This is a genomic window from Pseudoalteromonas sp. TP27, assembly GCF_056470645.1.
In genome coordinates this window covers 176,699-198,486 of record NZ_JARDAK010000003.1, presented here as the reverse complement: position 1 = coordinate 198,486, position 21,788 = coordinate 176,699, and the positions used below count along the sequence as shown (strand labels likewise).

Below are 21,788 nucleotides of genomic sequence, written 5' to 3'. Positions count from 1 at the left end.
ACCCTTTATTTAATTATGAGGTGAGCCTTATCATCGATGAACAATTTACTTTAACGGCTGAGTTAAAGAGCGAATACCAAAGTCGAGTAATTGAGTATGCACGTGAATTACTGCAATTTGAATCGGTAACACCTGATGACGCAGGTTGCCAAGCATGGATTGCAAAAAAGTTATCAATGCTGGGAGCAAAAGTCGATACATTTGAAAGTCATGGGGTGAGTAATCTAATTGCTGTTATATCTAATGGTGATGGACCCGATTTAGGTTTTTGTGGGCACACGGATGTTGTGCCCACAGGTAATCTTAATAAATGGCAAGCCCCACCTTTTGCAGGTGAAATTAAAAATGATTACTTGATCGGTCGAGGCATCGCAGATATGAAAGGCGGTATTGCCGCAGCCTTAGTTGCAGCTGAGATGCTAGTACTTGAAGGGCGCTTTGTTGGGCGACTATGGTTTTTAATTACCAGCGATGAAGAGGGCGATGCTTTATTCGGCTCATGTGAAATTGTAAAACACTTTAAAGATGCAAAACAGGACTTGGATTATTGTATTGTTGGAGAACCGACATCAATAAAGCAGTGCGGTGATATGCTAAAAATTGGACGCAGAGGGGCGTTGAGTTTTGCCATTCAAGTTAATGGAAAAAGTGCGCACGTTGCTTATCCGACTCAAGGCATTAATGCTATCCATCATGCCTGTAGCATTGTAAAAGATTTAATGAAATTTGATTGGGATAATAGAGATAGCAATCAGCTTGGTACAACAATGCAAGTCACTCATATCGACTCAGGCCTGTGCAGTGATAATGTCATTCCTGATACTGTAATAATTAATTTAAATATTCGTTATACCACGGCTTACAGTGAAGATGATCTAATTCATTTAGTCACTCATATTGTAATGCGAACTACTAATGATTTCTCACTAACAACATCGCATGCTTGCAACCCTTATCACTCTGCAGAGAATAGTAAAAATAAACTTTCGCTAATAAAAGAGTGCAAAACAGCCATTAATCAATGTACTGGTTTGCTTCCTCAAACCTCAACTGCAGGAGGAACTTCTGATGGCCGTTTTTTTAGCGATATTTGTCCGCAAGTAGTTGAACTTGGTTTAACTAACGGCACTATCCATCAAGAAAATGAACGAGTTCATATTAGTGAGCTTGGCAATTTAACAAATATCTACTTTACGGTGTTTAAAAAGTTACTAAGTAACCTGAACTCTGGTTAAGAGGTTTACTAACATATTGAATCATGTTGATTTTTAAATTTATTTTCTCTAGCCAGAGATTTTCAACGCAGTTAGCGCTGAAAATAGCTGCTCGAGATAGATTTATTATCCAGAGTTCAGGTTAAATAAACAGGGGGAAATAAATTTTAATTTAATAAGGGCTTGTTTATTTCTCGAGGTTGAGTTTGCAGCAGAGTGTTTGGTTTTTTGGCAAGGTAGCGCCTATGTGGTGTGATTATTTACCATAAGTAGGCGATGAAAAATATGGATGACACTCGCTGCTATTTAGGTTTGACTTGGTGATGAAACCCTTTTGTTACCCAGTATTTTACTTATTCTTACAAGGATACAGCCATTAGAGTAATGCGGGCCGTATGAGGTGACTTGGTTACACATTTCACGCCGTGATTAAATAGCCTTTAAATTGAAATCATTTAACTCCGAAAGCTCACATACCTTATTACCTAAGAGGTTAAACTAAATTTTATAGGGCATTAAAACAATCATAATAAAAGCTACTAGTTACAAATGAAAACTGTTATTGTTTTTATTTGTAATTTAAGTTTAACATCATGAAACTCTCATCTATTTTATTTATTCCGTTTGTTATTTTACTTGCTAATAGCTATGTACATGCAAGTCCGCAGCCTCTTAACCCACAGCGAATAGTGGTTGCAGGGGGCTCAATAACAGAAGTTATTTACGCCCTTGGTGAACAACAACGCATTGTTGGCGTTGATAGCACCAGTGTTTATCCAGCCGCTGCAACTCAGAAGCCACAAATTGGCTATGTTCGCAAAATAAGCGTTGAAGGTGTGTTGTCATTAAATCCAGATCTTATCCTCGCTGAATCAGATATTGGTCCTAAAAAAATGGTTGAGCAATTAAAGCTCACTGGCGCTAACTTGGTTATCTTGCATGAAAACGACAACTTTTGGCGTATTGAAAATAAAATAGAGCAAATAGCCAAACAATTAAATGTTGTGAGTAAGGGCAATATGCTCGCAGACTCTTTGCAAGCGGACCGCAAGGCCTTGTCATATATTTTAGAGCAAACAAGTACTAAACCTAAGGTTTTGGTTATCCGCAGTAGTCAACTTATGGTTGCAGGGGCAGAGACAACTGCTGATGAGTTGGTAACTATTGCAGGTGGAGTGAATATGATGGCTCAAACAATGGTTAACTGGCAGACGATTTCAAGCGAGGCCGCATTAGCACTAAATCCTGATGTGATTATTAGTATGGGAATTGGCGCCAATGATCAGCAACCAAGCGCTGAAATATTATCTGTTTTTAAATATTCAAATGCGATAAAAAATGGACGTATTTACAATTTTGATGCGCTCTATTTGTTAAGTATGGGCCCTAGAACGCCTCAAGCAGCGGTAGAACTAGCGCATGCATTTTATCCTAAAACACGCTTGCCGGATGGCTATCAATATAGATTTTTAAAATTAGCTGAAAACAGCACAAAACAACAGGACGAGCGATAGCTATGCTGGCGTTAGGAAATAGGTTATTAGCGCAACAACGGATACGGGTTTTATCTATTCCTGTTTTGTTTATTATTTGTATATTAGTATTTTTTATTGCCCTAAGTCAGGGAGGGGTTGTGATAACGCTGCGCGAGACGATGCTTATGCTAACCCAGCCGGTAGATGATCAGCTTAAGCACGCTATAATTTGGCAGATCCGCCTTCCTCGTATTCTACTTTCGATGGTTGTTGGAGCTGGTTTAGCAACCTGCGGTGCTGCAATGCAAGCTTTATTTAGAAATCCATTAGCAGATCCTGGCTTGATTGGCATTGCCAGTGGTGCAGCGTTAGGTGCAGTAGCAACTATTGTATTAGGAACAAGCTTGTTTGCTAATTTTAGCGACAACTTAGGCTACTATGCGGTGCCTGTAGGGGCATTTTTGAGTTGTATTGCGGTATGCATGTTTATCTATCGGTTGGGCGCGCAAAATGGGCGTTTTACTATTGTTAGCCTACTACTGGCAGGGATTGCCGTAAATGCGATTGTAAACGCTATTATCGGTATCTTAACACTGGTAAGTAATGAGCAACAATTGCGTGATTTAACATTTTGGAGTATGGGCTCTTTGGCGGGAAATCACCTTGCGATGATAATGCCAACACTCGGTATTATTATTGGTTGTTGTATTGGTTTATTACGTTTATCTAAACCTCTTAACGTGTATTTATTAGGAGAGGCTCAAGCGAAGCATGTCGGCATTAATGTGACTAAATTGAAAAAGCAGGTTTTTATATATACGGCACTTTGCACAGCAGCAGCCGTCGCAATTACGGGCGTTATTAGTTTTGTCGGCTTAATAGTACCGCATATTATGCGCTTAATATTAGGCCCAGATCACCGTTATTTATTACCAGCTTGTATGTTAGGGGGAGCATTAATGCTTAGCCTTGCTGATTTATTTGCCCGTACCATAATGCTACCAGCAGAAGTCCCCATTGGTCTAATAACCAGTGCTATTGGCGGTCCATTCTTTTTGATTATGCTGTTAAAAACTTACCAAGGAGCAAAGTGAACTATGTTAATTGGCAACCAACTTAGCGTAAAAATTAAACATAAAACGTTGCTGGATAATATTGATTTTTATGTAAAACCAAATGAAATTGTAGTTATCATTGGTCCCAATGGCGCAGGTAAATCATCATTAATGAAAGCATTATCAGGAGATTTACCGTTAAGTGGCGGAACTGTAAATATTAATCAACGAGAGTTAAATGAGTATAGTTTGCTAGAGCTTGCTAAATTAAGGGCGGTATTAACCCAGAGCTACGAGTTAGATTTTCCTTTCACCGTTAATGAAGTTGTTGATATGGCGCATTTTAGTCATCAAGAACAGTGCACGCAGGCTACCTTGAAACAGTTCTCTAATGATGCAATGAAAGCCGTAGGGATTACTCACCTAGCACAGCAATGCTTTACTCAGCTTTCTGGTGGTGAAAAGCAACGTACTCAATTAGCTCGTGTATTGTGCCAATTACAGCCAAGTTTAACTCAGCAAAAAAATGCTTATTTATTAATTGATGAGCCAACTGCTAGCTTAGATTTATATCATCAATATGAAGTCATGAACCAAGCCGTTACAACCGCAAAACAAGGCGCGGGAGTTGTTGCTGTTCTTCATGATTTATCACTTGCTGCGAGCTTTGCAGATCGAATTTACATGCTTGATAAAGGAAAAGTTGTTGCTCATGGCTCGCCTGAAGAAGTACTAACACAGCGCTATTTAAGTAATGTTTATAATATTAATGCAAAGCTGCAAACAGATATTGAAGATGTACTTCCCCACATTATGGTGGCGGAAAAAACACTCACAAATATATGATTTTAAGTTGTATCGATTACATATTATTGAGTGTTTTTATAAAGGGGTAATACCAATTCCATTAAGTATGTGATCTAAATTTTACGCAAAAAAAATAATTCAGTTCTAGGCGTAAATTGATGTAAATGGTTGTTCCCTTTACGAAATTTACAACAAAGAAATGGGTTGTTTTAGCAAGTAAAATAGATCAGCTATTTATTGGAATTGGTATAACTAGGGCATGTTGAATTTACAGCGGCCTGTTTGGTTTTTAGGCAAGGCAGAGCCTATGTAGTGTGGTTATTCCCCATAAATAAGCGATAACGCAGCATAAAGAGCAAACATGCGCTTCCCTTTGAGGGACGATTAACTCTTTGTTGCCTTGTTATCAACACGATTTGCTTACCTCAAAATAGATCACTTAATTAAGCTAATTGGTATTACCGCAATGAGAGTGGACAAGTGTAGCTACATCTTGTAATTCAATATTTTCAGGTATCGCTATCTCTTTGGTTGATGCCTGCAGCCATGTTGCAGCATCATCAAGTGATTTAAATACGGCTCCAGGTATACCAAAGGCTTTTTGAACGCTCATATTCTGCAATTTTTGATATTGCTCCTCAGGAACAACGATAAGCATCGCTTGAACAAGTTGTAGCATTTTCTCTGCCGCACCATTTTTAAGCCATTCTTGTGTTGCAGGACCCGCCCCTTTAGGGTGTTGTAAGGATGCTTCATCTGTATAAACACGCACTACAATAAATGCTTCAGCTCTATCAAACCAACGATCCCATGATATTAAAGAGTCTAAGTGCATTGCTAGCGTGCACTCCCCCTTTGCTACTGTTACAGCTAATGGCCAGAGGCTGCTATCGTATTTAATTGTTGTCATACTTAATAACCTTTGTTATTGATTTTATAGATTTTTCCACGGCAAATGATTTAGCTTTGCTGTGGAAAAATCTGATTGATTAGAATGTATACTGTATGCCCGCACTAATAGTTCTTGGTTGGGTCAATACTGCTGTATCAAAGTTAGTATCAGGTTCATTGCTATCAGCAGGTGCTGTACCTGGATACAATGCAACAGGAGCATCTTCATCAAAAATATTACGTACTGAAAGATACACTTTAGCTTGCTCAGAGATAACGTAGTTCAAACTTGTATCAAAGGTCGCAAAAGCGTCTGTTTTACCGCCTTCATCGTTTGAAATACTGGTATACCAGCCATCAGTGTACTGGCCACTAACGTTAACAACCCAATTATTTGATTGCCATGTGATCCCTAATTTCATAGAAGCAGAAGGAACCGTAAGTAATGAGTTCCCTTCTAGGCCTGAGTTTGGATAATCAGTGATCTCAGAATCTAACAGTGCAAAACCACCATAAAGATTGAACTGATCATTAATCTGCCAATCGGCATTAAATTCAAAACCAATAGTAGTTACTTCGTCTGCATTTCTAACTACATAAGCTTCATCACGTGAGTTTTCAGGTGTTAAATCAAAAGGTAGTTGCATGTCTGTATATTGCGAATAAAACAGGTTTTGAGATGTGCTTATACTGTTATTAGCCCATTGCTGACGACCATAGATTTCTAAAGAGTTTACGTACTCTTCATCATATTCATAGTTAACAATTGGTGCGCCAAAGGAAATGCCGCCGCCGCCTGCATTATACCCGCGAGATAATTGTAAACCGACAATATGCGTATCACTTACTTGGTAGCTGAGCCCAAGCTTAGGTAATAAGGCACTGTAGTCGTTATCAGATTCTATTTTTGCAATCGCTCTATCAGGATCACCGCCTTCACGTTTGCGATTTTCTTTTTCGTAGCGTAAACCTGCCGTTAGCTCAAATTTGTCACTAAATGGGAGGGCACCCTCAGAGTAAATTGCAAAATTATCTGAATCATCAGTAAAGCTTTGTTTTACAATGAATTGGATCCAATCATCTTGTTTTGAAGTGTAGTAGCGACTACCAATAACCCATTGTTCGCCGTTATCACCTTGATAGCGTAAACGAGGTTCTATCACAAACTCTTTGTTATCAATATTCGCTTTAGAACCATCTGGCGTAGATTTACGTTCAAAATTAAAGTCTGTTGCTGAAGCCGTTACCTCTAACTGTAGTTGTTGAGTTAATGATGCGCTGTATTCAATGCCTAAGCTTTTAGTATGCGTAACATGAACGGGTTGTTGCGGAAAGTTAGAACGACGCTGATCAAATGGATAATCAATGATTTCACTATTTGGACCACTGTATTTGTTATCGGTTAGTGTGACAACAACGCGTGTACCGTATTTGTCATCGCCCTCATAAAGTAATTTCCCTCTAATTGCACGGCCTTCCATGTCAGCTGGGTCTTTAACACCAGGGTAAGATTCATAATCAACAGATGAACTACGTTCAAATTGATCTGCTGCAATTCGTAAGGAAAACTGCTCAGAAAGAGGTTGATTATAAATAGCTGAAAGTCGTTTTTGGTCTAAATTCCCGCCTTCAGCACGAATTGTGAACTCTTGTTCAAACGTCGGATCTTGTGTTTCTACGCGTATTGTACCTGCTATTGCATTACGCCCAGCTAAAGTACTTTGTGGCCCTCTGAGAACTTCAATTTGTTCAAGGTCCCAAATACCTAAATCGCCAAAAACTATTTCGTTATAAGTAGCTGAACGACCATCAATTTGCCAGTTTAAGCGTGCTCTGCTGCCTGCAAAAAATGCATTCGCGTTTTCTGCGGCTCCAGTACCATCAATACCCCTTACTGTTGGAGCTTTACCAGTACCAGTGACCATTGTGATGTTTGGAATTTCGCTTAGTACGTCTCTTACTGTTCTTAATTCGGGGCGGCTTTCAAGTTCTTTACTATCGAAAACAACAACGCTATTACCACTTTGTAGTAGACTTCTTGATAATAACTCTCCAGTAACTTCAATAACGGTCATTTGATCCACTGCGTCATCGTTATCAGAATTAGCTAAAGCTGTAGTAGATGTAAGTGCTGCTAGGGGGATTAAAACATCCTTAAATTTCACAGGTATTCCTTTCTGCAAATGTAAATGATAATTGTTTTCAATACTATATTCAATTGTATTAAAATACAACAATAAAGTTAATTAATGTTGTATTTTTAACTTAATTGTTAATCAGTAGAGAGGTGGTTTGGCTGTTATTTCAATCTAGGGCGATTTAATCGCGGCGTGAGGTTTGTAATCTAGTGAGCTTGGTAACGGCTCCTGCGTTACCCTACTGGCAGCGCATATTTGGCATTTATTCAACGTTATCGCCTATTTATGGGGAATAACCACACTACATAAGCTCAGCCTTGCCTAAATACCAAGCATACGGCTGAAATTTAACCTCGAAAGATAAACAGGTCCTAGACAAATTTTTTATCTATTTGTTTCAAATAAAAATTTTAACGACGTATAGTGCAATTTAATTCGTTAAATTGCTCAAAGGTTTATGCAGGTTGGTATAACTAGGAATTTTTGAATTCGCACTCTGTGAGCACTATATTTTTGTCACATTGGTAAAATACGGTTAAGTAAGTGTCTTTAGGCACTTGCGGTGAAAGTGCTTGGGTTATTTTAAATTGCAGTTGTTGTTCATTAAAGGCAATGAGCGTAGCCGCTTCAAAGCCAAAAAATTGTTTCACACTTGCGTACAAAGCTTTAAAAATACTTTCTTTTGCTGAGAAGATAATGGTTAACGGGTGTGATACCTGCTCTGCGAACAATCTAAACTGAGGATAGTCATTAGGGTGCAAAATTTGTTCTTGTAGCTCTCGCTCTTGTTTTGCGCTCATTAGCTGTTCGATATCAATACCAATGCCAGCGATATCTGTGCGCTGAGAGGCCATTGCCATTGCAATCCCTTGAGTATGGGTAATACTAGCGATAACTTTATCAGGCCATATCGGCGCGCGATCATTGCCAGAAAGAATATCAAAAGAGGAAATACCGAGTGCGTTTAGTACTTTTTTCGCACAAAATCGGCCAGCCAAATACTCGGCCTTTCGTTTTGTGACTGCTTTTTGAAGTTGCAGCGGTGAAAAAATCTGATAACTCGAAAAGTCACTATCAATAAAGTGGTTACTATCAAATTTACAACAAAAAGTGCTGTGGCTAAGGTAGGGTGTAAACTGAGTATAAGGGGAAAGTTCCATATGCTATTTGCATTTTTCCTAAAATTAAGAGTAGCACTTTAATGGTACGTTAAAAATATAATAAATAAAGTAAAGTTTATGACCTGTGCTGAGCTTAAGCTCATTGCGTAATGTACAATATGCATGATTAATTAACCTGAACTCTGGATAATAAATCTATATCGAGCAGCTATTTTCAGCGCTAACTGCGTTGAATTTACTTGCAATAGGCCTGCTATTGACGCGTAAATTCGTCTTTTTTTCACTGAGAATCTCTGGCTAGAGAAAATAAAGTTAAATATCACCATGGTTCAATACGCAGTAAATCTCTTAACCAGAGTCAGGTTACTTAGTTTTTGAGTGTTTAACGAGTTTGGCACAGAGCTTTGATCTCCTGAATAAGGGCAATGCTTGCTTCGTTATCGCTATGCACACATAAACTATCAGCATGTAAAGGTAATACCTTTCCCGATTGAGTTGTTACACAGCCTGTAGTTAACAATTGTTTTACTTGCGCAATCAGTGCCGATTTATTATGCACGCTACCAGGAATATTCCGCGATACTAACAGTCCTGCATCGGTATATTGACGGTCCGCGAAGGCTTCTAAAATTAATGTTAATTGGTATGTTTTGGCAAGTTGCTGATGGCTTTGTGCTTTAGCTGTTGCAAGTAGCATGAGCTTTAATGGGGTTGGGTAGATGGCAATGGCATGCATGACAGTGTTTAATATTGTTTCATCAGCCATCATGTCGTTATAAAGTGCGCCATGGGGTTTAACATAGCTAAGTGTTAAACCTTGCACTTTTGCCATACCTTCAACCGCTGCAATTTGATAATGCAGGCAGTTTGTAAGCTCTTTTTCGCTAAGATTCATTGAGCGCCTACCAAAGCCTTGCTTATCGGGGTAACTTGGGTGAGCACCAATTTGAACATTATGCTGTTTGGCAAGCAGCAGCGTACTTGCCATTACATCAGCATCACCAGCGTGGAATCCACAGGCAATATTAGCCATATCAATATGTGGCATTACGTCATCGTCTAGCCCCATTTTCCACGCGCCAAAGCTTTCGCCTAAATCACAATTAAGTTTCATATTAGTGCGCCTTTTGCGATTTTATAGTAACAGGTAGCACGCCATTAGCAGGTGCTTCACCAAGTAACACTTTTGCAAGGGCGGTAAAAGCAGGCCCAGATACAATATCGTTTTTATCTACATCAATATTATATGCGTAAGATGCAAGTACAGCATTTGCATAATTACCAAATTTAGCAATGTCGTAAGGGGCTCTTAAGCTTATAAACACAGTGCTTTTATTTTTCTCTTTTGTCATATTTAATAATGACTCAAGTGCTTTTGGTTGCTCTGCATTATTAAGTGCAAAATTAGGATCGTCTTTTAAATCATCCATACCGCCAATTTCTACCGCACTTTGATTAGGCGTTGCATTGCCAGCTATAACTACATCAGCGGCGTGTATTTGTGTTTTTGCGAGTGCAGGGTCGAACCCTTGTAAGCTACTACAGCTATAGGTGTATTTTTGCTGGCTGGTAGCTTCAATTGCTTGCTGCATTGCCATACATTTACGCGTGTCGGGCATAATAATATGAACATTACTCCCTGCTTTTAAATTAAGCGGCAAAGTACTGTTATTATTTTTAACCTGCGTTATTGCCTCTACAGCAAGTTGCGCTTCTATTTTACGATGTGCTGCACTGCCAATAACCTGCTTAGCTTCTGTAAGCGCGGTAATAGGGTCAAAATTAGTGCTTAATCTAAATTTATTTTTAAGAGAGGTAATACGCATCGCAGATTGTGCGATTTCTTGCTCATCAAGTTGTTTTGATTTAACCGCTGCAACAAGCTCTTTAATAAGGTCGTCGAGCTTATTAAAGTCATCGGGTGTTCTAATTTCAACGGGCATTAGGGCAATGTCAGCCCCAGCCGCAAACGTATTAATTACCGCTTGAATTGGTGTGAAAAAGTTACTAATACCAGCCATATCAAGCGCATCTGTTACTACAACACCTTGGTAATTAAGCTCACCACGTAAAATATCAGTAATGATTGCGCGCGACATTGTTGCCGGTTTTATCATAGTTTTGCCATTAACACTTACAAACGTTGTGCTATCGAGCGCGGGATATTGAATATGCGCCGTCATTATCATGCCTGGGTTTTGCTTGGCGATAATATGTTTAAACGGTGCTAAGTCTTGCTCGTAAATAACTTCTTTTACATGGTTTACTTGAGGCAAACCTGTATGGCTATCTACGTTTGTATCGCCGTGACCAGGAAAGTGCTTTAACGAAGTAATAACGCCGTTGTTTTCAAACCCTGCAACTTGAGCTGTGCCTAATTTACTAACTAGTGCTGGGTTTTCACCAAACGAACGTACGTTAATAACAGGGTTATCGGGATTCATATTTACATCAACTGTGGGCGCGTAGTTTACATTGATACCCAGCGAATTTAACTCTTTAGCTATTACTGTTGCTGTTTTTGTCGCAAAGCTTGTACCGTGTTTTTTATAGGTTGCACCAATGGACATATTACCGGTAAATGACGTGGCAACATCGCGTGGTAAACGTGCTACACGTCCACCTTCTTGATCTATTGATATAAATAAAGGCAGCTTACTACTAGACTTACTTGCAGCTGTTTGCAATTGGCTATTAAGCGTAATAGTTTGCTCTATTGATTGAGTATTTTCTGAAAATAAAATAACCCCACCAATATTATACTTTGTCACTATGTTTGCTAACTCACTTGGCAAACTAGTCATTGGCGTTCGGCATTGTTTACTCGCACCTTGCTCACAGTAGTAACGAAAGTCGAGTATTAACTTTTGACCAAGCTGCTGTTCAAGAGAAAGTGTTGATTTAGCGAAAGAAGATTGTAACGGCATTAAACACCCAGATAAAAAAACGATAGACGATATAACATGCTTATTTAGCAAAACGCTCTCCAAAGCTAAATAAAGTATAAAAGTGCATGCAGCTTATCGACTTTTAGACGTAACTGCAAAATAGCCTTCGCTTCACAGATATTTATCTATTTAATACTATTGTGCATTCTTAAAACATCATTCAGTAGCGGGAGTGATAACAGTTTTATAAATTTTTTCATCTACCTTAATTGGTTTTTAAGAGGCTTTAAAATTGGATTATATTTATCTCTTGTACTTAAATTATTAGCATGTTTTATTAGGCTAGATAAAGCTTCTGAAATGACGTTACTGTCCATAAATAAGCTATAACATTATATGAATTTTTTACGTAACCTTTGCTTTCATAAACTTAGTGAGACTGAGGGTCTAATTGAGTTACCTAGATTACGAATCAGGCACCTTTATTAAAATACTTTTAACTTTAAAAATTCAACTTTAAAAGCGATTGCGATCTAATACCAATTCCATTAAGTATGTGTTCTAAATTTTACGCCGAAAAAATAATTCAGTTCTAGGCGTAAATTGATGTAAATGGTTGTTCCCTTTGCGAAATTTACAACAAATAAATGGGTTGTTTTAGCAAGTAAAATAGATCAGCTATTTATTGGTATCTGATACTAGGGCCTATTTACCTTTCGAGGTTGAATTTCTAGCAGGCTATTTATTTTTTAGGCAGAAGAGCATTAGGTTACAAACCTTACACCGCGATAAAACAGCCCCTAGATTGAACAATTTTCAACCCACAAAGATCAACACGCCCTAGTGAAAGTAGGCGTTTTCTTGTCATTACACTGATTAATAATGAGTTTCTATAGGTGAGTAATCTACAGATATTTCTATATTTTCAATAGCTTCGTGATTTTTTAGTTTTTTAGTTAGTGTTACTATATCGATATTTTTTTCGATTAGTAACATATAATTATGAGTCGTTAGTTTTTTTACTTTATAACCTTCAAATAAATTGCTTGGTATTTTATTTGTGCTTAATGTGACCGTTAATGTACCTGTAACAACCCCATTCTGTTTAAGGTTTTGATTATAAATAATACCCCCTTTAAATAATTTATCAGATTTAAAAGTAAGCTTATCTCCCGATGAGTTTATGCTATTGAGTTTTTCTTCAGACATATATTTTTCTATGTTATCAGCCCCCTTATTTTGTGATGTACCCTCTTTGCTAACCTTCATAGTTTCATTTTTTTTGGGCTGAAGTTTTTCAGTTTTATTCTCTAATTGTGTTTCGTGATTACATGCACTTAAAAGCACGACTGTAATCAATGATAGAGCAGATATAATTGTTTTTTTCATTCGTTTACCTTTGTTTACCTTTATTTAAATTAAATGCTTTTAAGACACAATAAAACATGTATATTAATTATTGTAACACTTCATTTACAGAAAGCACTCAAATAAAAACATGTTATCTGTAATAATAATGAACATTAATAGGTGGAAACATGTCTCAATTTAAATTAACAACAATCGCAGCAGTTATAACGGCTACGCTAACTTCTGGTAATATAACCGCAGCTGAACAAACTCGTTTTTTCGATGTTAGTGCAAGCAACACAGCGACCCAATCAGCTTCTTTAAACATACAAAAACAGCAAGCCTTAGCTGAGCGCGCAACTGTCTCAGGACAAAAATCAATTTACGATTCGCAAATGGGTAAAGCTACATTTTTATGGCAAGCAATTGGTCAGCGTAAACCGGATCTGGCTTTAATAGCCGCAGATACCCGTAATCAATATGCAGCTGACTTTTACATGGAATCTTTAACTGGGATCAGTAACAGCAAAGCAACTGCATCTTCTGCTGTAATGGTTAATTTATCAGAGCAAAAACGTGGGTCTATCAGCGCCAAATACAAACAACAAATAAATGGCATTGATGTTTTTAACCGCGAATATAACTTGTTGATGGATAAAGAGCATAACTTAGTTGCAAGCTCGGGCTACTTTGCTGACACTTCTTCACCTAAAAATAAACTTGCTGCATTAACAGGCTTTGCTAATGCAGAGCAAAGTATAAAAAAAGCATTTAATGAAGTCGCGGGTATAAATGTTTCACTTCGTAAAATTGGTAGCAAAGGTGGATATGCAACGTATGAAGCTAAATCACTAGACGATGCTAAAACTGTTTTGGGCACGCCACGTGCTAAAGAAGTCTTTTTTGAAGTTGCTGGCGAGCTTAAATCAGCTTACTACATTGAAGTAGAGGTAGCAGATGTTGGTTCTTTAGAAAGTGACTACTTTAGCTATGTGGTAGGTTCGAATAACAGCAAAGTATATTTTTCGAAAGATTTGAAATCTCATGCGGCTGACTTTAATTACCGTGTTTATGCTAACCAAGATGGTTACCCTATGGAAAGCCCGCACGGTGATGTAATCCCTGCAGATGGCCCAGGACAAGTAGACGAGACTGAGATTTTAGATGCGCCAATGGTATCTCTATCTTACTACAGCAAACTAAGCACAATGGACCCATGGTTAGCTGATGATGCTACGACAACATCAGGTAATAACGTATTTGCTTACGCAGATGTGGTTGCACCTCAAGACTTTAGTGAAGGTGACTTTACCGCTGAAACAACAGCAGACTTTACATTTGACTACCCTTATAAAGTAGATGAAGTTGCAAATAGTTTCGCAAACCGTAAAGCGGCTATTGTTAACTTGTTTTATATGAATAACTTTTTACATGATTTCTTCTATGACCATGGTTTTGATGAAACATCAAATGTAGCTCAGGTATCTAACTTTGATCGTGGCGGCGTAGAAGGAGACCCGATTGAAGCACAGGCTCAAGATAACTCAGGTCGTAATAACGCAAATATGTCTACACCAGCTGATGGTGCTAGCCCACGTATGCAAATGTACTTGTACAACAGTAAAGATGCCGTTGTTGGTGTAGATTTTGGTATTACAGTAACTTCACATGACTCTTTAGGCCTTTTAGCTTCAACAAAAGAATCAGGCTTTGGTAAATACCAATTTAGTGATGTGGTTGCAGAAGTTGTTCGTTTAGATGATGGAAATACAGTAGATTCAACAAGTATTAATGATGGTTGTGAGCCAGCTATAAATGCGGCTGAACTAGCAGGTAAAATTGCAATTGTAGACCGTGGCTCATGCTCTTTTACAATTAAAGTAAAAAATGCACAAGATGCAGGTGCAATAGCAACTATCGTTGTTAATAATGACCCAGATACGGCTGAACCAGCACCAATGGGCGGTGAAGACGATACTGTAACTATTCCAAATATGGGTTTAAATTACGCCGATGGTCATGCAATGTATGACCTAATTGATGCTAGTGAAGCTGTTACTGTAAACATGTTTACCAAAGCAACATTAAAAGATGGTACGTTTGATAACGGTATTATTGCTCACGAATGGGGTCACTACATCAGTAACCGCTTAGTCGGTAATTCATCAGGCCTTATTAACTTCCAAGGCCGCGCAATGGGCGAAGGTTGGGGAGATTTCCACTCATTAATGTTTATCGCTAAAGAAGACGATATTAATATTACAGGTAATGATAAGTTCCAAAAAGCATATGGTAGTGGCACATTTGTAGAAGACTTCTACTTCGGTATTCGTCGCGTTCCTTATTCAACTGATACCGATGTAAATGCATTGTCGTTCCGACATATTACTGAAGATGCAGGCGCTGATATTGGTATTTCACCAACAAGCGTTGCTTCTCCTCATGCTGCCGGCGAAATTTGGGCTACTGTCTTGTGGGAGAACTACGTAGCGCTTATTAACGAGCATGGCTTTAATGAAGCACAAACTCGAATGGCAGATTACTTAGTTGCGGGTTATAAATTAACACCTATAGCTCCAACGTACACTGAAGCGCGTGATGCTATTTTAGCTGCTGCCTATGCAGTAGACCCTGCTGATTACAAGTTAATGGTAGGCGCATTCGCTAAACGTGGTATGGGCCTTGGCGCAGTATCGCCAGATCGTTTCAGTAATGACCTTACAGGCGTAGTTGAATCAGATAAAACACAGCTATCTAGCTATGCATTTGCAAGTGCTGACTTAAACAATATGTACAACGGTACAGAACTTGGCTTTTGTACTAACGATAATATTTTAGATAAAGGTGAAACAAGCACTGTTAGCGTAACAATTACTAACCGTGGTAGTGAAGTGCTTAGTGGTACAACAGCACAACTGACAGTTATAAGCGATCACGATGTAACATTTGAGAATGATGGCTTACTTACATTTGGTGAAGTTCAACCATATGAAGCAATAACAAGTAACGATATCAAAGTTACTTTGAATGAAGCCGGTACCGCTGAAACATTAGAAATTGAAGTTACATTCCCTGAGATTGAAACGGACGATGACATCGTTGAAGCACTTGATCAAACACTTACGTTTGAAGTAAATATAGGCTTTGAATCAAAAGCGCCTGTTGGGGCTGTAGTTACAGATGATATGGAAGTAGCAAGTTCGTCACTATTTGACTTAAAAGAAAACGTAATGTTTGGTGCTGATTTAGCCATTGGCACTCAGGTTATGGATAACAGTAGTAATATTATATTCTTTGAACAAGGCGGGTTTGAACTAGGCACACAAGCGATGCGTCTTCTAAATAATGACTTCCAATCAGATGTAGCTGTAGAAAGTAAGGCGTTTGAAGTTGGCTACTCAGGCGACTTTGAAATTTCGTTTTGGCATTTCTATAGTATCGAGCAAGACTGGGATGGTGGTGTTGTAGAAGTTAGTGTTAATGGTGGTGACTGGGTTGATGCTACTGAAATTGGCGGCACATTTGATGTTGGCTATGACGCTGTTCTAACCGAAAACGATTCGCAAGAGCTTCAAGAGCGTGAAACCTTTACAGGTAATAACATTCAAGATAGCGGCACATATGGTAATTATGAAACCATCAACTTTGGTGATTCACTAAATGGTAACTTAGTAAAAGTACGCTTTAGAATTTCATCAGATGGCGCTGTAGCTGACTTAGGTTGGTGGATTGATAACCTAACTATGTCTAACGTGCTATCTCCTGTATTTTCAGAGCTTGTAGCGGGTGATTCACTGGCATGTGATAACGCAGCTCCACTTGTTTTAGTCGAAAGCGCGGCGGAAATCACTGAATCTGCTACAGGAACAATTACTGCAACAGCTACCGATCGTAATGGTCAAACACTAACTTATACTTGGACTCAAGTTAGTGGTAGTACTGCGACCCTTTCTGGTGCTGATACAGCAACTTTAAGCTTTACACCTGCAGCAATTACTGCAGACGAAGAGCTTGTATTTGAAGTTGCAGTGAGCGATGGAGTAACCACGGTTACTCAGCAAAGCACTGTAATGGTTAAGAACGAAGCTGCTGAAATAACACCTGTGACAGAAACCAAATCTAGTAGTGGTGGTAGCTTTGGCTTTATTGCTTTATTACTTACTCCATTAGTATGGTTTAACAGACGCCGTAAAACAGTTAGTAAATAAGTTTAAATAACATACCGTCTTTAAACACATGACGGTTTTAATGAAAGGCCAGTCGCTTTTGCTTCTGGCCTTTTTATGTACTTAGTTTGGTGTTTTTAGTCATGACCTCATATTAACTTTTTGATGGCTATACACATTGATTTATTGGTTTCATTGACTTTTTATACACCGTTAACAACCTATATATCAAAGTTTAATAAACAACCTCGGCGCCACTAAGTCATATTGAGTTTTACTGATTTGAGGATAAAAATGCAATGCTGGAATATATTATTTATCACTCCATAGCATAGCGCTTAGTCACAGAATCAAACAAACCATCTTAACTAAAAACACTTAAATGGGTATAATAATTAGCTTCGTATAATACGCGCTGAATATTGTGCTTTGGGATGCAAGCTTTGCTATATAAATTATTACCTGCTTTAAATTTAAGATTTCTTATATTGCTACTCGCACTCTCTGCAGCACTGAGCACATTGGTAGGGAGTTTTTATTCTACCTATCAGGTTCAAAAAGAGCAGTTAACATCATATACGCTAAAAAGTAATTTAGCCTATGCTCAAAAACTAGCCTCTGCTACTGATAACTTTTTAAAGTCTGCGCTTCAGCAGCTTGAATACTCAGCTAAAACTATTGAACAATCACCAAATAACTCCAAATTATTAAACGATGAAGCTATTCGTTTAAATCAGCAAACTGATAGTTTTAACTCTGTTGTTATTAATTTACATGGCGTAGTTGCTGCTACGTCACCTCGTTTAGAAAGTATAATAGGCCAACAAATACAATCACCTGGTGCAATAGAGGCGTTAAAAGAAAAACGCCCATTAATTAGTGAGCCTTATTTATCGGCAGCTAATAATTTAATTGTTTTTATATCGCACCCGTTGTTTGATTTTGAAGGTAAGTATTTAGGTTATATTGGAGGCTCTCTTTATTTAAAAGAGAAAAATATTTTAAATGAACTTCTAGATCAGCATTACTATAAGGGTGGCTCATACCTTTATGTTGTTAGCTCAAATAAACGCATTTTATATCACCCAGAACCGTTAAGAATCGGCAATGTTGTTACTAATAATAGTGTGATTAATGCAGTAACAAATGGCGAAATGGGTACTTCAACCGTTATTAATAGCTTAAATAAGCCAATGCTCGCAGGCTATGCACCCGTTACTTTATCTAATTGGGGAATAGTGGCGCAAAGACCATTAAAATCAACGCTCTCCTCTCTTGATACATTAACTATTGAAGTGGTTAAACAAACGATACCTATGGCATTAGTTACGTTTATTTTTATTGGTTTATTTGCACACTTTATAGCAAGGCCACTAAAACGCTTAGCCGATAACGCAAATACACTCGACGATCCTTCAAGCTTAGAAAAGCTTAAAAATGTGAAGTCGTGGTATTTCGAAAGTCAAAAACTAAAGTTAGCTATGTTAAGAGAAGTTACTTTATTACAAGCTCAAATAGGTGTGCTACGCCATGATTCCCAAACAGATCCCTTAACAGATACGCATAACAGAAGAAGCTTAAACGGCTTACTTAACCAACTTATGCTAAAGCAAACCCCGTTCGCTATATTAGAAATTGATATCGACTTTTTTAAGCGTGTTAACGATACTTTTGGGCATGACAAAGGCGACGAAACTTTAGTTTCGCTAACCAATATAATTAAAAAACTATCAAGAAGAGACGACATAGTATCGAGAATCGGCGGTGAAGAGTTTGTCCTTGTGTTACCTAATGAAGACAGCCAAAGCGCTCTTAAAATTGCAGAGCGCTTACGTAAAACAGTAGAATCAACAGAGATGGACACTATTGGCAACATCACTATCTCTATAGGTATTGCAACTTGGCCTGAGCATAGTGCTGATATTGCCCAAGTATATAAATGTGCCGATAAAGCGCTATACCATGCTAAAGAGCATGGCCGTAACCAGTGCGTAGTGGCCGATATTAGCTAAGTGCAGCTTCGTTGAGTACTACCCAGTATTACCTTAAATTGATAAATACTTTACAGAGAATACATGAGTTTATTAAGCCAGCCATCTGCTTTTGATGGCTTATAAATCATTACAATATCCTCACTGTAGTGACTGTTAACCCCCTTTACAGTTAATTTTGTAACCCTAAATCGTCAATAACAAAATTTGGTAAATACGCTAATGCCAAGCCAATTTTTACTCACAAGCTAACCTTTAAAAACCTGCTATAAGTTGAAAAGCTAATAACTAATAAAGTACAAAGTAATACCAATCTGCTTATATATGAGGTCTATTTAACGTTAAAAAAATTACGCTAGAACTAGGCAAAAATTTTTGTATCTAGTTGTTCTAAATAAAAAATTTTTAACGACGTTATAGTGCAATTTAATTCGTTAAATTGATCAAAGATTTATGCAGTTTGGTATAAATCAAGCTATGACTCGTTAAGTGTGTACAAATTTTCTTGAATATAACTACCATTAAGTAATTTAACTTGAGTAAATATGTGACAAGTAAACGCTGCATTCCCATGCAGCGCTTATTGCCATTTGTTTAGCCCTAATTAAAACTGATAGCTTACCCTTGCTGAAAAGTTACGCCCAGGTTGGCTGTATTGGCTAAAATCAGCACTTTGCGACTGGCCTGCAATTAGCTCAAAAGGCACATATTCTTTATCGAGCAAGTTAAGTACGCCTACATTAAACTGCCATGCTTGCCACTCGTAATTTGCGTATAAATCAACAATACCGTAGCCATGCCCTTGTGTGGTTTTATCGCCGTTTGTATCAAGTACTACATCCGATTGCGATTTAGCTAAACGCCATGCAGCGGTCCAGTTAATATTACCCTGTTCTGTACTTAACAATACTGAGCCGTTTAACGGGCTAATGCTGGTAAGTGGCTGATCGGTTTCTTTGTTTTTACCATCAACGTAGGCTACGTTTGCCTCAAGCAGTAGATTTTCAGCAACATACACGGCAATCCCTGCTTCTACACCGCTTATTTGTGTTTCGCTAATATTTTGATATTGATACAAGGTTTTGTTTACGCCAGGAATAAACGTTGGCTCAACACCCACTACGGCGGTTTCAATAAAGTCATCGAATGCTGCATAAAAAGCACTTACATTTACGCTAATATCGCTGCTTGCGTACCTAAGCCCAAGCTCAAATGAGTCGCTGCTTTCTGGGTCTAAATCGGCATTGGGTAGTATTTGATAAAACGGCTCTACACCGTGGCTTTGATAAGCTTGGTCGTGTGGTGGTATTTTAAAGCCTCGTACGTATTGCCCATACCACGATAAGTTATCATCCACTTGATATATAACACCTAGCTTAGGCGAAAAAGCAGATTCGGTAATATCATCAAGCTGCGCATCGGCATATAGCTCATCATTTTTAGCCTCTAAGGTGTAGTAATCATATCGAACGCCTGCAATAACCGACCAGGCACTGTTATTAAACGAAATACTGTCTTGTACATAAGCGCCAATTAAAGAGGTATCGGCCCCCGGAAACGCTTTTTGTTTTTGGTCTGTAAAATCAACCGTGCCATCAGCTAAAATACGCGTTTTTAAACGAGGGCGGGTGGTGTCGTATAAGTCGATATCAACTCCGTATACCACTTCGTGATCGGTGGTTTCTCCTTTAAGCCCTTTATTAAATACCGCTTTTAAACCTAAAATATTTTGCTCAAAGCGATAGTCGTTATAATCGGTGTAGGTGCTTGCCCCACTAATTTGATCGCTTTGTTGCTCGTAGCTACTGTAAGACACTTGTCCGTACCATTTATCAAATGCCGCTGTTGCTACCTCAGAATGATAATCTAGCGCCAGTGACCAATTAGTGTCGTCTTCTTCGGTTTCTTGAACGGCGGGAGTTATTACTTGCTCAATTGTTTGATTAAAGTAATCAAGGGTGTATTTAAGTGTGCGTTTTTCATCAAGCTGTTGCTCAAATTTAACTAATAAAGCATCCGACTTTGCATCATAACCGGGTAAGTTTTCGCCATAGTTTTGTACTTCCTCGCTGTCGCGGTGGCTATAAACGGCGCTTACAGCAAAGTCGCCTAAGTCTTTTGCAGCGGTAATATCAGCGGCAATTTGGTTGCTTTGACCTTGATACCCCAGCGCCATTTTTACAAAGCTGCTGCTATCTTTTAAGTAATCGCTTGGATCTTTAGTGGTTATAACCACAATGCCACCGAGTGCATCAGAGCCATATAAAGACGATGCAGCACCTTTGGCTACTTCTACTTGTTTTACGCCTGCTACATCAAAGTAATTACGGCCAACTAAATAACCCCCTCCGCCTGCATAGCCATCGTTGGTACGTCGGCCATCTTTTATAAATACAACACGGTTACCACCAACACCACGTACGGTGAGTGTTTGCGCGCCTGCACCGCTGCCAGTGGTTGCAATACTTGAATCGTATTTAAACATGGTTTGTAAATCTACAGCTAGCTGGCGCTCTATGTCTTGCTCGGTAATAACAGTAACTGAGCCTGTTACATCTTTAAGCTTTTGTTCAAAGCGCGAGCCACTCACAACAATGTGATCGTCAATTATGTTTTCGGCAAATGCAGCGCCCGAGCCAAGTAGTAAGGTTGCTATAGCAGTAAATTTAAATGCAGAGGGATTCATTTTAAC

13 protein-coding genes are annotated in these 21,788 nt (G+C 38.5%); 6 read left to right on the top strand and 7 right to left on the bottom strand.

The annotated features are described in order from the left end of the window. The first annotated feature begins 20 nt into the window (after positions 1–20). The 4 genes from dapE (at position 21) to PX700_RS05525 (ending at position 4,590) form a co-directional block, all read left to right on the top strand. Positions 21–1,235, top strand: coding sequence for a succinyl-diaminopimelate desuccinylase (gene dapE, locus PX700_RS05540; RefSeq protein WP_479520107.1), 1,215 nt, complete (start codon positions 21–23; stop codon positions 1,233–1,235). Between the two features lie 572 nt (positions 1,236–1,807). Continuing rightward, positions 1,808–2,728: a heme/hemin ABC transporter substrate-binding protein gene (locus tag PX700_RS05535; RefSeq protein WP_415636902.1), complete on the top strand. Its 921-nt coding sequence runs from the start codon at positions 1,808–1,810 to the stop codon at positions 2,726–2,728. A gap of 2 nt (positions 2,729–2,730) precedes the next feature. Further along, complete coding sequence (locus PX700_RS05530; RefSeq protein WP_197119013.1) at positions 2,731–3,783, top strand: FecCD family ABC transporter permease; 1,053 nt, start codon at positions 2,731–2,733, stop codon at positions 3,781–3,783. A 3-nt stretch (positions 3,784–3,786) separates the two neighbouring features. Beyond that, positions 3,787–4,590 carry a heme ABC transporter ATP-binding protein gene (locus PX700_RS05525; RefSeq protein ID WP_479520106.1) on the top strand — a complete coding sequence of 268 codons (804 nt, stop codon included), beginning with the start codon at positions 3,787–3,789 and terminating at the stop codon, positions 4,588–4,590. A 409-nt stretch (positions 4,591–4,999) separates the two neighbouring features. Here PX700_RS05525 and PX700_RS05520 read toward each other — a convergent pair whose 3' ends face one another. From PX700_RS05520 to PX700_RS05495, 6 genes are all read right to left on the bottom strand, one after another. After that, a complete protein-coding gene (locus tag PX700_RS05520; RefSeq protein ID WP_166377515.1) occupies positions 5,000–5,461 on the bottom strand; it encodes a hypothetical protein in 462 nt (153 codons plus the stop codon). 79 nt (positions 5,462–5,540) lie between these two features. Continuing rightward, on the bottom strand, positions 5,541–7,607 hold the full coding sequence (locus tag PX700_RS05515; RefSeq protein ID WP_479520105.1) for a TonB-dependent receptor: 2,067 nt from the start codon (positions 7,605–7,607) through the stop codon (positions 5,541–5,543). Between the two features lie 446 nt (positions 7,608–8,053). Further along, entirely contained in the window at positions 8,054–8,740 is a 687-nt protein-coding gene (locus PX700_RS05510; protein ID WP_165727922.1) for a 4'-phosphopantetheinyl transferase family protein, read from the bottom strand. A gap of 343 nt (positions 8,741–9,083) precedes the next feature. Further along, positions 9,084–9,815, bottom strand: a complete 732-nt coding sequence (locus tag PX700_RS05505; protein ID WP_479520104.1) for a 5-oxoprolinase subunit PxpA — start codon at positions 9,813–9,815, stop codon at positions 9,084–9,086. 1 nt (position 9,816) lies between these two features. Continuing rightward, positions 9,817–11,628 (bottom strand): glycoside hydrolase family 3 protein, encoded by a 1,812-nt coding sequence (locus PX700_RS05500; RefSeq protein ID WP_479520103.1) that lies wholly within the window; start codon positions 11,626–11,628, stop codon positions 9,817–9,819. An 837-nt stretch (positions 11,629–12,465) separates the two neighbouring features. After that, positions 12,466–12,978, bottom strand: a complete 513-nt coding sequence (locus PX700_RS05495) for a hypothetical protein (protein WP_479520102.1) — start codon at positions 12,976–12,978, stop codon at positions 12,466–12,468. A gap of 149 nt (positions 12,979–13,127) precedes the next feature. On the opposite strand from PX700_RS05495, the gene PX700_RS05490 reads away from it, so the two are divergent. Then, complete coding sequence (locus PX700_RS05490; protein ID WP_479520101.1) at positions 13,128–17,147, top strand: rhombosortase-dependent M36 family metallopeptidase; 4,020 nt, start codon at positions 13,128–13,130, stop codon at positions 17,145–17,147. A gap of 446 nt (positions 17,148–17,593) precedes the next feature. Further along, entirely contained in the window at positions 17,594–19,117 is a 1,524-nt protein-coding gene (locus PX700_RS05485) for a sensor domain-containing diguanylate cyclase (RefSeq protein ID WP_479520100.1), read from the top strand. Between the two features lie 583 nt (positions 19,118–19,700). Here PX700_RS05485 and PX700_RS05480 read toward each other — a convergent pair. After that, entirely contained in the window at positions 19,701–21,782 is a 2,082-nt protein-coding gene (locus PX700_RS05480) for a TonB-dependent hemoglobin/transferrin/lactoferrin family receptor (protein ID WP_479520099.1), read from the bottom strand. Between the last annotated feature and the right edge of the window lie 6 nt (positions 21,783–21,788).

Excerpts from the sequence above, each read along its gene's own strand:
- PX700_RS05535 (WP_415636902.1), top strand. The coding sequence starts at position 1,808 with ATGAAACTCTCATCTATTTTATTTATTCCGTTTGTTATTTTACTTGCT.
- PX700_RS05530 (WP_197119013.1), top strand. The coding sequence starts at position 2,731 with ATGCTGGCGTTAGGAAATAGGTTATTAGCGCAACAACGGATACGGGTT.
- PX700_RS05525 (WP_479520106.1), top strand. The coding sequence starts at position 3,787 with ATGTTAATTGGCAACCAACTTAGCGTAAAAATTAAACATAAAACGTTG.
- PX700_RS05520 (WP_166377515.1), bottom strand. The coding sequence starts at position 5,461 with ATGACAACAATTAAATACGATAGCAGCCTCTGGCCATTAGCTGTAACA.
- PX700_RS05510 (WP_165727922.1), bottom strand. The coding sequence starts at position 8,740 with ATGGAACTTTCCCCTTATACTCAGTTTACACCCTACCTTAGCCACAGC.
- PX700_RS05505 (WP_479520104.1), bottom strand. The coding sequence starts at position 9,815 with ATGAAACTTAATTGTGATTTAGGCGAAAGCTTTGGCGCGTGGAAAATG.
- PX700_RS05500 (WP_479520103.1), bottom strand. The coding sequence starts at position 11,628 with ATGCCGTTACAATCTTCTTTCGCTAAATCAACACTTTCTCTTGAACAG.
- PX700_RS05495 (WP_479520102.1), bottom strand. The coding sequence starts at position 12,978 with ATGAAAAAAACAATTATATCTGCTCTATCATTGATTACAGTCGTGCTT.
- PX700_RS05490 (WP_479520101.1), top strand. The coding sequence starts at position 13,128 with ATGTCTCAATTTAAATTAACAACAATCGCAGCAGTTATAACGGCTACG.
- PX700_RS05480 (WP_479520099.1), bottom strand. The coding sequence starts at position 21,782 with ATGAATCCCTCTGCATTTAAATTTACTGCTATAGCAACCTTACTACTT.